The organism is Dongia sp. agr-C8, assembly GCF_054658695.1.
On sequence record NZ_BAAGHZ010000003.1, the window covers coordinates 831,200 to 845,691 of the forward strand.

The window sequence follows — 14,492 nt, forward strand, 5'->3', positions numbered from 1 at the left end:
GCATTTGCAACAACATGATCCGGTTCGGTGCTAACGCCTTCTTCACTTCTCGGGCGTGGAATTGATCTCAATCAGCGGGTGCTCCCGCATGGAGGTTGAGATGTTGCGGCGTTCCAGGATGGCCTTCATCCGCATCGTGTTGCTTGCAGCCTGGACGACGCTGCTTGCCGGCTGCGGCGATCCGGTGAAGGAAGCAAAGACCGCGGCGCAGCTGCGCGGCCAGATCGAGAAGGCGCTCACGCGACTGGAGGCGACCGGCGCGGTGCCGGGCCTCGCGCATCGCCATGTCACCGTCGATCCGGATTCGGACGTCGATGGCTTCGCGATCAAGATCTACGACCTGAAGCTCGGCACGCCGGAGATCGGCTTCCAGGCATTCAGCGCCATGACCTTCAGCCTGTCGCGCAGCGGCGAGACGCATTTCATGGCATCGAACTTCAAGCTGATGCCGCCGCCGGTCGCCAATGGCCCGAAGACCAGCGCCGAGGCGCTGATCGAGAACCTGAAGAACGAGACGGCGATCCTCAAGGCCAACTAGCGCGTCCCGGCCGATCGCGCATGCCTCCGAAGCCTCGGAAAGGCCGTTTCCGCACCCGCCCTTCGCAAAAGGCAACGATCTCTCGTTCTGGCCAGGTCGGCGGCGCTTGACATAAGTGTATATACGCCTATATAAGCGTATATACACTTATGTCGGACCCGCAGAATGACACCTGAAGCCGCGATGAAGTTTGAGCAGTGCAATTGCCTGGCGATTCGCCAGGCAGCTCGCTACCTCACGCAATTTTACGATCAGTTTCTTGCGCCATCAGGGCTCCGCTCCACCCAATTCTCGATCCTCGGCAAGTTGAGAGGATATGGCCCCCTTTCGATCAACGCGCTGGCGAAGGAACTGGTAATGGATCGCACGACCTTGGGCCGGAACATGCTGCCCCTTCAGCGCGAAGGCCTGATCGAGATCGTTCCAGGCACTGCGGACCGTCGCACCAAGGAATTGCGGCTCACGGAAGCCGGCATTGAACGGCTGCGCGCCGCGACCCCTGGATGGAATGAGGCTCAATCGCGGTTCGAGCAAGCATTCGGGCGCAAGCGATCGTCGGAACTTCGCGCTCTGCTGGACGACGTCGTGGCCTCCGAGCTCTGAGCCGGGCCGTCCCTTCATCGAAGTCTCTGTGCGGCAGCAGCCAGAAACCCTGGCCTTGGAGAAAACCATGAACGCATATTCGGATAAAACGGCGATCGTTACCGGCGCCTCCGGCGGCATCGGCCGCGCCAGCGCCGAAGCTCTGGTGCGCGCCGGATTCACGGTGTTCGGCACCAGCCGCCGGAAACTGGACGACGGCCCCCGCGGGGTCTCCATGCTGACATGCGATGTCACCGACGCGGCGGCGGTCGCTGCACTGGTCTCGACGGTGCTCGCGCGGACCGGACAAATCGATGTTCTGGTCAACAATGCCGGGATGGGCCTGCTCGGCGGCGCCGAGGAATCCTCGATCAGCCAGGTTCAAGCGCTGTTCGACGTCAATCTGTTCGGCGCCATCCGCGTGACGAACGCGGTGCTGCCGTCGATGCGACAGCGCGGCCAGGGCCGGATCATCAACATCAGCTCGATCCTCGGCCGCATCCCCGCGCCCTATGCCGCGCATTATTCGGCGACCAAGCACGCCCTCGAAGGCTACTCGGAATCGCTCGATCACGAGACCCGCGCCTTCAATGTCCGCGTCTCGCTCATCGAGCCGGCTTATACCCGCGGCGTCTTCGAACAGAACGCGCTCGGGCCGGATTCGACGATGCCGGACTACGATGAGGCACGGGTCCGCGCCCGCAAGAATGAGCGGAACGCGGCGGCGACGGCCGAGCCCCCCGAGGTGGTGGCGGAAAAGGTCGTCCTGGCTGCCACCGCCGCGCGTCCCCGGTCGCGCTATGCCGCCGGCAAGCTGGCGCGGAAAGTCAGCATGCTGCGCCGCTTCGTGCCCGCCGACGCCTTCGACAAGAGCCTGCGCAAGCAGATGGGCTTGCCTGTCTGAGCCGCGACGCGATCGACGCAAAACCCGCCGAGGACTCTGCATTGACCTGTTCTGCCAAGCGCGCGCTTCTGACGCTGGGTGCCGTATCCGCCCTGTTTGTGGCCGGCTGCGACCAGCCGCTATCGGCACAGAAGACGCCCGAAACCCTGGTGCGAATCGTCTCGGTGGCGCCGGCCGCGGCCGCGGCAACGGCCTTCACCGGAACGGTCGCGGCCCGGGTGCAAAGCAACTTGGGATTCCGGATCAGCGGCAAGATCATCGAGCGTCTGGTCGATGCCGGTCAGGTGGTTCAGGCCGGGACTCCGCTCTATCGGATCGATCCGACCGACTACGATCATGCGATCGCCGCCCAGCTCGGCAATGTCGCGGCGGCCAAGGCGCGGCTCATTCAGGCCACGGCGGATGAAAAGCGCTATCGCAACCTGCTGCCGACCCGCGCTGTCTCGGCCTCGGACTACGATGCGGCCAAGGCGGCGATGGACAGCGCCCGCGCCCTGCTGGACGCGGCGCAAGCGCAGCTGCAGGTCGCGCAGGACGACCGACGCTACACCACTCTCGTCGCCGATGCGGATGGCACCCTGGTGGAGACGCTGGCCGAGCCGGGCCAGGTGGTCAGCGCCGGGCAGATCGTTGCGCGCATCGCGCATACCGGCCCGCGCGAGGCTTCCATAAGCCTGCCCGAAACCATGCGCCCCGCCATCGGCTCGGCAGCGCAGGCTCGGCTCTATGGCAGCGAGGGCCGATGGCCGGCGCATTTGCGGCAGCTCTCGGATTCGGCCGATCCGCAGACCCGGACCTTTGAGGCGCGCTATGTCCTCGAAGGCGATGCGGCGGCAGCGCCCTTAGGGGCCACCGTGACCATCTTTCTCCCCAACGGCGCGTCGGCTCAGCAGACATCCGTGCCGCTGGGCGCCCTGACCGACGAAGGAAAGGGGCCCGGGGTCTGGGTCTTCGACGGAAAGACGTCCACTGTGGCCTTCCGGCCGGTGCGGATCGATCAGCTCGGCGCCGAGACCGCCGTCCTTGATGGCGGGCTTTCAGTCGGCGAGTCGATCGTGGCACTCGGCGCGCATCTGCTGCAGGACGGGCAACGCGTCCGCACGGACCCGACGACCGGCGAAGCCCAGGCGAGCCTGCCGTGAGCCGGTTCAATCTCTCGGCCCTGGCGGTTCGGGAAGGCGCGATCACGCTGTTCCTCTTGATCGCCATCAGTGCCGCCGGCGCCTTCGCCTTCCTGCAGCTCGGCCGCGCCGAGGATCCCGCCTTTACGATCAAAGTGCTGACCGTGACCGCCGCCTGGCCGGGCGCCACCGCCGAAGAGATGCAGAATCTGGTCGCGGAGCCGATGGAGAAGCGGCTCCAGGAGCTGCGCTGGTATGATCGGGTGGAGACCTTCACCCGGCCCGGCCTCGCCTTCCTGACCCTGTCGCTCCAGGACAAGACCCCGCCGGCCGCGGTCGAAAGCGAGTTCTATCAGGCCCGCAAGAAGCTCGGTGACGAGGCACGCAATCTGCCCACCGGCGTGCTGGGGCCGTTCATCAATGACGAGTATTCTGACGTACAGTTCGCGCTCTATGCGCTCAAAGCCCAGGGCATGCCGCCGCGGCAGTTGACCCGGGAAGCGGAGTCCTTGCGCCAGCGCCTGCTCCATGTTCCCGGTGTGAAGAAGGTCGATCTCTTCGGCGAACGGCCGGAACGGATCTTCGTCGAGTTCTCCTATGCCCGGCTGGCCAACCTCGGCGTCAGCGCGCAGGAGATCTTCGATGGGTTGCAGCGCCAGAACCTGGTGACGCCCGCAGGCTCGATCGATACCAAGGGGCCGCAAGTCTTCATTCGTGTCGATGGCGCCTATGACGATCTGCGGAAAATCGCCGACACGCCCATCGTTGCCGCCGGACGGACGCTCAAGCTGTCGGATATCGCCGACGTGCGGCGCGGCTATGAGGATCCGGCAACCTTCCTGATCCGGCATGAAAGCGAGCCGGCGATGGCTCTCGGCGTCGTCATGAAGGAAGGGTGGAACGCCCTCGACCTCGGGAAGGCGCTCGATGCGGAGGAGGGCAACATCGCGGCAGAGCTGCCGGCGGGCCTTTCGTTCACCAAGATCAGCGACCAGGCGGTGAACGTCACCGAAGCGGTTGACGAGTTCATGCTCAAGTTCTTCGTCGCCTTGGGCGTGATCATGGTGGTGAGCCTGATCAGCCTCGGTTGGCGGGTCGGCATCGTGGTGGCGGCTGCCGTGCCGCTGACGTTGGCCGCCGTGTTCGTGATCATGCTGATCACCGACCGGGTGTTCGACCGCATCACCCTCGGCGCCCTCATCATCGCGCTCGGGCTCCTGGTCGATGACGCCATCATCGCCATCGAGGTGATGGTGGTGAAAATGGAAGAAGGGTGGGACCGGATCAAGGCCGCCGCCTATGCCTGGAGCCATACCGCAGCACCCATGCTTTCCGGCACCCTGGTCACCATCATCGGCTTCCTGCCGGTCGGTTTCGCGCGCTCGACCGCGGGCGAATATGCCGGCAACATCTTCTGGATCGTCGGCTTTGCCCTGATCGCCTCCTGGGTCGTGGCCGTGGTCTTCACGCCCTATCTGGGCGTGAAGCTGCTGCCCAATATCAAACCCGTTGCGGGCGGCCATGAGGCCATCTATGCGACGCCCCGGTATGAAAGGTTCCGGCGGGTGGTGACCTGGGCGGTCAATCACAAATTCCTGGTCGCCGGCGCCGTCATCGTCGCCTTCATGGCGGCCGGCGCGGGCATGGGACTGGTGAAGCAGCAATTCTTCCCGGCCTCGGACCGGCCGGAAGTGCTGGTCGAAGTGCAGATGCCCGAAGGGACCGGCATCGAGGCGACGATCGCCGCGGCGAAGAAGGTGGAGGACTGGCTGAAGCAGCAGCCGGAAGCGGAGATCGTCACCGCCTATATCGGCCAGGGCGCGCCGCGCTTCTTCTTCTCCTACAATCCCGAGCTCCCCGACGCGTCGTTTGCCAAGCTGATCGTGCTCACCCCGGATGCCGCGGCGCGCGAGCGCCTGAAGCTCCGGCTGCGGGCCGCCGGGGCGGAAGGCCTGGTCCCGGAAGGGCGGCTCCGGGTTACGCAGCTGGTGTTCGGGCCCTATTCACACTTTCCGGTCACCTTCCGGGTGATGGGAGCGGATCCGGCCAAGCTGCGCACCATCGCCAACCAGGTGCAGGCGGTGATGCGCGCCAACCCCAACACCCGCCAGGTCAATCAGGATTGGGGCGAGCGGGCGCCCACCGCGCGCTTCGTGCTCGACCAGGACCGGCTGCGCGCGATCGGCCTCAGCTCCACGGATGTGGCGCAGCAGCTTCAGTTCCTGCTGACCGGCGTGCCGGTCACCCAGATGCGCGAGGACATCCGCACCGTCGAGATCATGGCGCGGAGCTCCGGTCCGGAACGGCTCGATCCCGCCCGGCTCGGCGATCTCACCCTGACCAGCCAGGATGGCCGGATCATTCCTCTGAGCCAGATCGGCCACATCGAGGTCCAGCCGGAGGACCCTGTCCTCAGGCGGCGGGATCGCACGCCCACCATCACCGTCCAGTCGGACATCGACGAACGGCTGCAGCCGCCGGAAGTCTCGCAGGAGATCGAGGCGGCCCTGAAGCCGATCATCGATCGCCTGCCGGCTGGCTATCGCATCGAGATGGGCGGCAATATCGAGGACGCCGGCAAGGCGAACAGTGCGCTCGCTCCGGTCTTCCCCGTCATGATCGCCCTCACGCTGCTGGTCCTGGTCATTCAGGTCCGGTCGCTGTCCGCGATGATGATGGTCTTCCTGACGGCACCGCTCGGCTTGATTGGGACGGTGCCGATCCTGCTGCTGTTCCACCAGCCGTTCGGCTTCAACGCCATTCTCGGCCTGATCGGATTGTCGGGCATCCTGATGCGCAACACCTTGATCCTGATCGGGCAGATCCAAACCAATCGTGAGGAGGGTCTCGATCCTTATCGCGCGGTTATCGAGGCTACCGTGCAGCGCGCCCGCCCCGTCGGCCTGACGGCGCTGGCCGCCGTGCTTGCCTTCATGCCGCTGACCCAGTCCGTGTTCTGGGGCTCGATGGCCTACACGCTGATCGGCGGAACCGCCATTGGCACGATCCTGATCCTGCTCTTCCTGCCGGCGCTCTACGCCATCTGGTTCCGGATTCGCCCTGTCGTCGCGGATTCTTCTGGCGGGACAACGGGCGAGCTTCGCGCCGTCGCCCAGGTGTAGACTTTCCTCAACAAGGACCAGCGACGGTCGCTCGCCGAACCTTCGGTTTCGCTATCGGCGCCGCTCCGTTGACCGCTTCGACCTGCGAGCCAAGATCGGCTTTGCCTCGCCCCTCGATCGACTGATCGACCTGCCCCGCGATAGGTCTTCAACTACAGAGCAGATCGACTGCGGCGCCGACCTGTTGCACCCGTTCTGTTGCGCCAATGACTCACGCGCCGCCGTTTCGAGTCGGATCGGAAAGCGTTTGTTAACTTCGCAATGGATAAAAATAAAAAAATATGTTCACATCTGCGCAATATGCATATTGACCGAGTCGCAACGCTGCATTCCCTCGGACCGCTGGTCGCTTCAATGACGACGGAAGACGGACCGCTCGCCGCCTATCGCGCCTTGAAGTCGAGTGGTCGTCTGGAACATGACGCGGCGCAGGAGCTCGCGGCTGAGAAGCTGCAGTCGGTTGCCAATGCGCTGAAGGATTATCAGCCGAGCGGCAACGGCAACTGGCTGGAGCGCTGGGGCGCCCGTCTCGGCATCGGCCGCCGCCGCGACGATGTCGAGGGCGATCTGCCGAGCCAGGGCCTCTACATCTACGGCGCGGTCGGCCGCGGCAAGTCGATGCTGATGGATATCTTCTTCTCGACCGCTCCAGTCGAAAGGAAGCGCCGGGTCCATTTCCACGCCTTCATGCTGGAGGTGCACGAGAACCTGCACCGCTGGCGCCAGGAGAGGGCCAAGGATCTCGACCTCATTCCGGCTCTGGCCGACAAGATCGCCGGCGAGACCTGGCTGCTGTGCTTCGACGAATTCCATGTCACCAACATCGCCGACGCGATGATCCTGGGGCGGCTCTTCACCGAGCTGTTCGAGCGCGGCGTCGTCGTGGTCGCGACCTCGAACTGGGCGCCGGACGAACTCTATTCAGGCGGCTTGCAGCGCGACCGCTTCCTGCCCTTCATCGATCTTCTGAAGCAAAAGCTCGACGTGCTGGAATTGGACGGCGCCCGCGACTACCGGCTGGCGCGCCTGAAGGATCTCTCGCTCTATCACTCATCCCTCGGCGCGATGTCGGATGACAAGATGCGGGCGGCCTTCACCCGACTCTCCGGCGGCCTGGTGCCCGAGCCCGGTTCGTTGACCGTTCAGGGGCGTCGACTCGACGTGCCGCGGCAGGCGGGACCCGTCGCCTGGTTCGATTTCGAGGAGCTTTGCGCAAGGCCGCTGGGTGCCGCCGACTATATGGCGCTCGCCACCCATTATCCGGTGATCCTGATCGACCGCGTCCCGCGACTTTCGCCCGAGCTTCGGGACCAGGCGCGGCGCTTCATGACCTTGATCGACGAACTCTACGAACATCGCGTGACAGCCGTGATTTCAGCGGCTGATCGGCCGGAGCGGCTCTATCCGGAAGGCGATGGTTCGATCGAATTCCAGCGCACGGTTTCGCGCCTCAATGAGATGCAGTCTGCCGACTATCTGAGCCGACCGCATTTGACGTGACGAACGCCGTTGACGGTAGGTCGATGGCGGGATTGGAACAGACTCCGTTAATATGTCTTGTGCTTGTGGTGAAATGAGAGTATCTACTCTAGATCTAGGGTCATCTAATATGGGGCGATGTGCCTTGCCGTTTTGGGGATACGGCAATGCGTAAGCTGATCGGAATCAAACCCTAATGGCACGTAAGAAAATAGCGCTCATCGGCGCCGGACAAATCGGCGGCACCCTGGCGCTCCTCGCTGGCTTGAAGGAACTGGGCGACATCGTCCTCTTCGACGTTGTCGACGGTGTCCCCCAGGGCAAGGCGCTGGACATCGCCGAGGCTTCGCCGGTCGAAGGCTTCGACGCGGTCTATTCGGGCGGCAGCAACTACGCCGGTATCAAGGGTGCCGACGTGGTGATCGTCACCGCCGGCATTCCGCGCAAGCCGGGCATGAGCCGCGACGATCTCATTGCCACCAACGCGAAGGTGATGGATGCCGTCGGCGCGGCGATCAAGAAGCATTGCCCGAAGGCCTTCGTCATCTGCATCACCAATCCGCTCGACGTCATGGTCTATGTGTTGCAGCAGGCCTCCGGCCTGCCGACCAACCGTGTCGTCGGCATGGCGGGCGTGCTTGATTCCGCGCGCTTCCGCTACTTCCTCGCCGAGGAATTCAAGGTCTCCGTCGAAGACGTCACCGCCTTCGTGATGGGCGGGCATGGCGACACGATGGTGCCCTTGACGCGCTATTCCACGGTCGCCGGCATCCCGGTCCCCGATCTGGTGAAGATGGGCTGGACCACCAAGGAAAAGCTGGATGCGATCGTGCAGCGGACCCGCGACGGCGGGGCCGAGATCGTCAATCTCCTGAAGACGGGTTCGGCCTTCTACGCGCCGGCGGCGTCGGCGATCCAGATGGCCGAATCCTATCTGAAGGACAAGAGACGCGTGCTTCCCTGTGCCGCCTGGCTCGATGGCGAATACGGGGTGAAGGGACTCTATGTCGGCGTGCCGGTCGTGATCGGCGCTGGCGGCGTAGAGCGTGTGGTCGAAATCGACCTGAACAAGGCTGAGAAGGCCATGTTCGACAAGTCGGTTGCGGCCGTTAGGGGCCTCATCGATGTGGTGAGGAAGCTTCAAAGAGGAGAGAAGTAACATGGCAAAGTTGATGGAACTGGCGGCGAAGAAGGCTGCCAAGAAGTCGGGCAAGAAGGTGGCGAAGAAGGCTGCCAAGAAGTCCGCGAAGAAGAAGAAGAAGTAGTTCAGACGCGACGCCCCCCGCGAACGTAGGTCCGCTTACGTAAGGGGATAGGGCGTCGCACCTGCTTCGCGACGGCGACAGCCCTGCTATCCAAGAGGGCGGGTTCAAGTTCAATTGGCTTGAACCCGTCGGTCAAGGTGGTAGAGTGCGGCTTGCTGCACCACAGCATTCCGCCGGTTGTCGCCGTCGTTTGCTTTTGGGGCGACCCAGTTTGGGGAACGTGTCCCGCACGTCCCAAGGGGCACGTCCCCAGGGCACATCCTCGGCGGCAGTCCATCTCCGCTTCTCGGGAACCCGCACCGCATGAATATTCACGAGTATCAGGCCAAGGCCCTGATCAGTAAGTATGGCGTCGCGACGCCTCCGGGTCATGTCGCCTACACACCGGAAGAGGCGGTCCAGGCCGCCGAGAAGCTCGGCGGCAAAGTCTGGGTGGTGAAGGCCCAGATCCACGCCGGTGGCCGCGGCAAGGCGGGCGGCGTCAAGGTCGTGAAATCCGTCGCCGACGTCAAAGATGCCGCCCAGAAAATGCTCGGCATGACCCTGGTCACCCACCAGACCGGCCCGGCCGGCAAGGTGGTGAAGCGGATCTATGTCGAGGGCGGTTGCGACATCAAGCGCGAACTCTATCTCGGCATGCTGGTCGATCGCGCCACCTCGCGCATCACCATCATGGCCTCGGCCGAAGGCGGCGTGGAGATCGAAGAGGTCGCCGCCAAGACGCCGGAGAAGATCCTGAAAGTCGCGGTCGATCCCGCGACCGGCATCCAGCCGTTCCACACCCGCAAGATCGCGTTCTTCCTCGGCCTCGAAGGCAACCAGATCGCCTCGGCCGCGAAGTTCATCACCGCGATGTACAACGCCTTCAACGCGCTCGACTGCTCGATTGTCGAGATCAACCCGCTGGTCGTGACCGGGGCCGGCGACGTGCTGGCCTTGGACGCCAAGGTGAACTTCGACGACAACGCGCTGTTCCGCCACAAGGACGTCGAGGAGCTGCGTGATCCCGACGAAGAGGATCCGGCCGAGCTCGAGGCCGCCAAGCACAGCCTCAACTACATCAAATTGGACGGCTCGATCGGCTGCATGGTGAACGGCGCCGGCCTCGCCATGGCGACCATGGACATCATCAAGCTCTACGGCGGTGCTCCGGCCAACTTCCTCGACGTCGGCGGCGGCGCCACCAAGGAGCGCGTCACCGCGGCCTTCAAGATCATCCTCTCGGATTCCAACGTCGAAGGTATCCTGGTGAACATCTTCGGCGGCATCATGCGCTGCGACGTGATCGCCGAGGGCGTGGTCGCCGCGGCCCGAGAAGTCTCGCTGCACGTGCCGCTGGTCGTCCGCCTGGAAGGCACCAATGTAGAATTGGGCAAGAAGATCCTGGCGCAGTCCGGCTTGAAGATTCTCTCCGCCGACAACCTGGCGGACGCCGCTGAGAAAGTGGTCAAAGCGGTGAAGGAGGCCTAACGAATGTCGGTTCTGGTCGACAAGAATACCAAGGTCATCTGCCAGGGTTTCACCGGCGCGCAGGGCACCTTCCATTCCGAGCAGGCCATCGCCTACGGCACCAAGATGGTCGGCGGCGTCACCCCCGGCAAAGGCGGCACCAAACATCTCGACCTGCCGGTCTTCGACACCGTGGGCGAGGCGGTCGCCATGACCGGCGCCAATGCCAGCGTTATCTATGTTCCGCCGCCGTTCGCGGCCGACGCCATCCTCGAGGCGATCGACGCCAGGATCCCCCTGGTGGTCTGCATCACCGAGGGCATCCCGGTCCTCGACATGATCCGAGTGAAGCGGGCGCTCGGCAATTCCGGCACCCGCCTGATCGGCCCGAACTGCCCCGGCATCATCACGCCGGAAGAATGCAAGATCGGCATCATGCCCGGCCATATCCACAAGAAGGGCAAGATCGGCATCGTCTCCCGCTCCGGCACCCTCACCTATGAGGCGGTCGCCCAGACCACGGCCGCCGGCTTGGGGCAAAGCACCTGCATCGGCATCGGCGGCGATCCGGTGAACGGCACCAACTTCGTCGATTGCCTCGACCTGTTCCTCGGTGACCCTGAGACCCAGGGTATCGTCATGATCGGCGAGATCGGCGGCAGCGCCGAGGAGGAGGCCGCCGAGTTCCTAAAGTCGTCCAAGGTGAAGAAGCCGGTGGTCGGCTTCATCGCCGGCGTGACCGCCCCCCCGGGCCGGCGCATGGGCCATGCCGGGGCGATCATCTCCGGCGGCAAGGGCGGGGCCGGCGACAAGATCGCCGCCATGAAGTCGGCCGGCATCAGCGTCGCGGAAAGCCCCGCCTCGCTGGGCAGCGCCATGCTGAAGGCGCTCGGCAAGTAGCTCTGCCAAGCCCTCCCCATCCTTGGGGGAGGGTGGGGTGGGGGGCCGCAAGCTCGATGCGAGCAATCCGGGCTAATATCCCTCAGGACTGTCGAAAAACCGTCGCGATTTACCTATATTTAATCAAACCGCCGTCTTGTGACGTGCAGGGGTTGCATAGCTGTACGACCATTGGACCGATTGTCGGCCGGACCCCGACTGGCAATAAACGGGCCCGGCCATAACCGGTCTCCGACCGGAACTCACTGCCAACGCACGAGTGTCCTCATGAGCAACATTCCCGCCTCCTTCCTGTCCGGCCCCAACGCCCCCTTCATCGAAGAGCTATACGCCAAATATCTGGAGAACCCGAACACGGTCGATCCCAGCTGGCGCAAGTTCTTTGCCGAGCTTGAGGATGACAGCGCGATCGTCCTGCAGGACATCCGAGGCGCGTCCTGGGCGCCGCGCGAGCGCGACATCGAGATCGGCAACGGCCATGACGAGGACCTCGCCCCCAGCGACCGCCGCACCCAGCCGGCGCCCGCGGTCAAGGATCTGACCCGCGCCGCCCGCGATTCCCTCCGCGCCATGATGCTGATCCGTGCCTACCGCGTGCGCGGCCATCTGGAAGCCAATCTCGATCCCTTGGAATTGAAGCCGCGGCACAAGCATTCGGAACTGGATCCGCGCAGCTATGGATTCTCCGACGCCGACATGGACCGCGAGATCTACATCGACAACGTGTTCGGCTACCAGCACGCCACCCTGCGCCAGATCGTCCACGCCGTGCGCGAGACCTATTGCGGCTCGATCGGCGTGGAATACATGCATATCGAGAATCCCGAGCAGAAGAAGTGGCTGCAGCAGCGCATCGAGGGCACGCGCAACCAGCGCGAATTCACCCCGCGCGGCAAGCAGGCCATTCTCGAGCGTCTGACCGCGGCCGAGATGTTCGAAAAATTCCTCGACAAGAAATACACCGGCACCAAGCGCTTCGGCCTCGACGGCGGCGAGACCATGATTCCGGCGCTGGAGCAGATCATCAAGCGCGGCAGCCAGCTCGGCATCAAGGAAGTCGTCATCGGCATGGCGCATCGCGGGCGCCTGAACGTGCTCGCGAACTTCATGAACAAGCGCTTCGCCGCGATCTTCTCCGAGTTCCAGGGCAATGCCGCGAACCCCGAGGACGTCCAGGGCTCGGCCGACGTGAAGTATCATCTCGGCACCTCGGCCGACCGCGAGTTCGACGGCCGCGTGGTGCATCTCTCGCTGACCGCCAATCCCTCTCATCTGGAATGCGTGAACACGGTGGTGCTCGGCAAGGTCCGCGCCAAGCAGGAGCAGCGCAAGGACAGGAATCGCCAGGAGGTCATGGGCCTGCTGCTGCACGGCGACGCCTCTTTCGCCGGCCAGGGCCTGGTGCCCGAGAGCCTCGATCTCTCCGAGCTCGACGGCTACAAGACCGGCGGTACCATCCATTTCATCGTCAACAACCAGATCGGCTTCACCACCAACCCGGTGGCCTCGCGCTCCGGCCCCTATTGCTCGGACATCGCCAAGGGCGTGCAGGCGCCGATATTCCATGTGAACGCCGACGATCCGGAAGCGGTGCTGTTCTGCTCGGGCCTTGCCATGGAGTTCCGCCAGGAATTCCAGCGCGACGTGGTGATCGATCTCTTCTGCTACCGCCGCTTCGGCCATAACGAGAGCGACGAGCCGGCCTTCACCCAGCCGCTGATGTACCAGAAGATCGCCACCCACCCGACCACGCGGCAGATCTACGCCCAGCGCCTGCTGGAAGAGGGCTCGATCTCCCAGGAAGAGGCGGACAAGATCATCCAGGATTTTCAGGCACGCCTGGATTCCGAGCTCGAAGTCTCGCAGAGCTTCAAGCCGAACAAGGCCGACTGGCTGGAAGGCGCCTGGAGCGGCATGGAGATCGCGTCGGGCGATGATCGCCGCGGCGCCACCTCCGCCGAGACCGACAAGCTGGAGCTGGTCGGCAAGGCGCTGACCACGGTTCCCGCGACCTTCAACGCCAACCGCAAGATCGCCCGTCAGCTCGCCCAGAAGGAAGAGGCGCTGAAGAAGGGCGAGGGCATCGACTGGGCGACGGCGGAGGCGCTGGCTTTCGGCACTCTGCTCGACGAAGGCTACGCGGTGCGGCTCTCCGGCCAGGACTGCAAGCGCGGCACCTTCAGCCAGCGCCATGCGGTGCTGGTCGATCAGGAGACCGAGGACGAATACATCCCGCTGAACAACATCCGCGACGGCCAGGCGCAGCTCGAGATTATCAACTCGCCGCTCTCGGAAGCCGGCGTGCTCGGCTTCGAATACGGCTTCAGCCTCGCCGAGCCGAAGGCGCTGGTGCTCTGGGAAGCGCAGTTCGGCGACTTCGCCAACGGCGCCCAGGTGATCATCGACCAGTTCATCTCGTCGGGCGAAAGCAAGTGGCTGCGGATGAGCGGTCTCGTGATGCTGCTCCCGCACGGCTACGAAGGCCAGGGTCCGGAGCATTCCTCCGCCCGGCTCGAGCGCTATCTGCAGCTCTGCGCCGAGGACAACATGCAGGTGGTCAACGCGACCACCCCGGCCAACTATTTCCACGTGCTGCGGCGCCAGCTCCACCGCGCCTTCCGTAAGCCGCTGATCATGATGACGCCGAAATCCCTGCTGCGGCACAAGAGCGCCGTCAGCAAGCTCTCGGAGATGGGGCCGAACACCAGCTTCCACCGCGTGCTCTGGGACGACCGTGCGGGACTGGACGAGAAGCGCATCCGCCGCGTCGTGCTTTGCTCCGGCAAGGTCTATTACGACCTGCTGGCCGAAGCCGAGACTCGCGAGCAGGATCAGGTCTATCTCATGCGCGTGGAGCAGCTCTATCCCTTCCCGGCCAAGGCGCTGGCGGCCGAGCTCGCGCGCTTCCCCGGTGCCGAGATCGTCTGGTGCCAGGAAGAGCCGAAGAACATGGGGGCTTGGACTCACGTCATGCCCGAGATCGAATCCGTGATGGAGAGCCTGGGCTCGAAGCAGTCCCGCGTGCGCTATGTCGGCCGCCCCGCCGCCGCCTCGCCGGCGACCGGCCTCTTCAAGCGCCACGTCAAGGAACAGAACAAGCTGGTCAACGAAGCATTGACGCTGAGCTGATGC

At 64.3% G+C, this 14,492-nt stretch carries 10 protein-coding genes; all 10 read left to right on the top strand.

The genetic code is table 11. The features are described from left to right. Nucleotides 1-100 precede the first annotated feature (100 nt). Nucleotides 101-538, top strand: a complete 438-nt coding sequence (locus ACYQ4T_RS18180; protein WP_459857101.1) for a hypothetical protein — start codon at nucleotides 101-103, stop codon at nucleotides 536-538. Nucleotides 539-703: 165 nt separating this feature from the next. After that, nucleotides 704-1,141 carry a MarR family winged helix-turn-helix transcriptional regulator gene (locus ACYQ4T_RS18185; RefSeq protein WP_459857103.1) on the top strand — a complete coding sequence of 146 codons (438 nt, stop codon included), beginning with the start codon at nucleotides 704-706 and terminating at the stop codon, nucleotides 1,139-1,141. Between the two features lie 67 nt (nucleotides 1,142-1,208). Further along, entirely contained in the window at nucleotides 1,209-2,024 is an 816-nt protein-coding gene (locus tag ACYQ4T_RS18190) for an oxidoreductase (RefSeq protein WP_459857105.1), read from the top strand. Between the two features lie 98 nt (nucleotides 2,025-2,122). After that, nucleotides 2,123-3,166: an efflux RND transporter periplasmic adaptor subunit gene (locus ACYQ4T_RS18195; RefSeq protein ID WP_459858061.1), complete on the top strand. Its 1,044-nt coding sequence runs from the start codon at nucleotides 2,123-2,125 to the stop codon at nucleotides 3,164-3,166. Further along, a complete protein-coding gene (locus tag ACYQ4T_RS18200; RefSeq protein ID WP_459857107.1) occupies nucleotides 3,163-6,267 on the top strand; it encodes an efflux RND transporter permease subunit in 3,105 nt (1,034 codons plus the stop codon). Before ACYQ4T_RS18195 ends, ACYQ4T_RS18200 begins: the two co-directional genes overlap by 4 nt. A gap of 354 nt (nucleotides 6,268-6,621) precedes the next feature. Beyond that, nucleotides 6,622-7,767, top strand: a complete 1,146-nt coding sequence (zapE, locus tag ACYQ4T_RS18205; protein WP_459857109.1) for a cell division protein ZapE — start codon at nucleotides 6,622-6,624, stop codon at nucleotides 7,765-7,767. A 175-nt stretch (nucleotides 7,768-7,942) separates the two neighbouring features. Next, entirely contained in the window at nucleotides 7,943-8,905 is a 963-nt protein-coding gene (mdh, locus tag ACYQ4T_RS18210; RefSeq protein ID WP_459857111.1) for a malate dehydrogenase, read from the top strand. 409 nt (nucleotides 8,906-9,314) lie between these two features. Beyond that, entirely contained in the window at nucleotides 9,315-10,481 is a 1,167-nt protein-coding gene (gene sucC / locus ACYQ4T_RS18215; RefSeq protein WP_459857113.1) for an ADP-forming succinate--CoA ligase subunit beta, read from the top strand. A gap of 3 nt (nucleotides 10,482-10,484) precedes the next feature. After that, a complete protein-coding gene (gene sucD / locus ACYQ4T_RS18220) occupies nucleotides 10,485-11,360 on the top strand; it encodes a succinate--CoA ligase subunit alpha (RefSeq protein WP_459857115.1) in 876 nt (291 codons plus the stop codon). Between the two features lie 267 nt (nucleotides 11,361-11,627). Then, the gene (locus ACYQ4T_RS18225; protein WP_459857117.1) at nucleotides 11,628-14,489 is read left to right on the top strand and encodes a 2-oxoglutarate dehydrogenase E1 component; all 2,862 of its coding nucleotides are present in this window, start codon (nucleotides 11,628-11,630) and stop codon (nucleotides 14,487-14,489) included. Nucleotides 14,490-14,492: the final 3 nt, after the last annotated feature.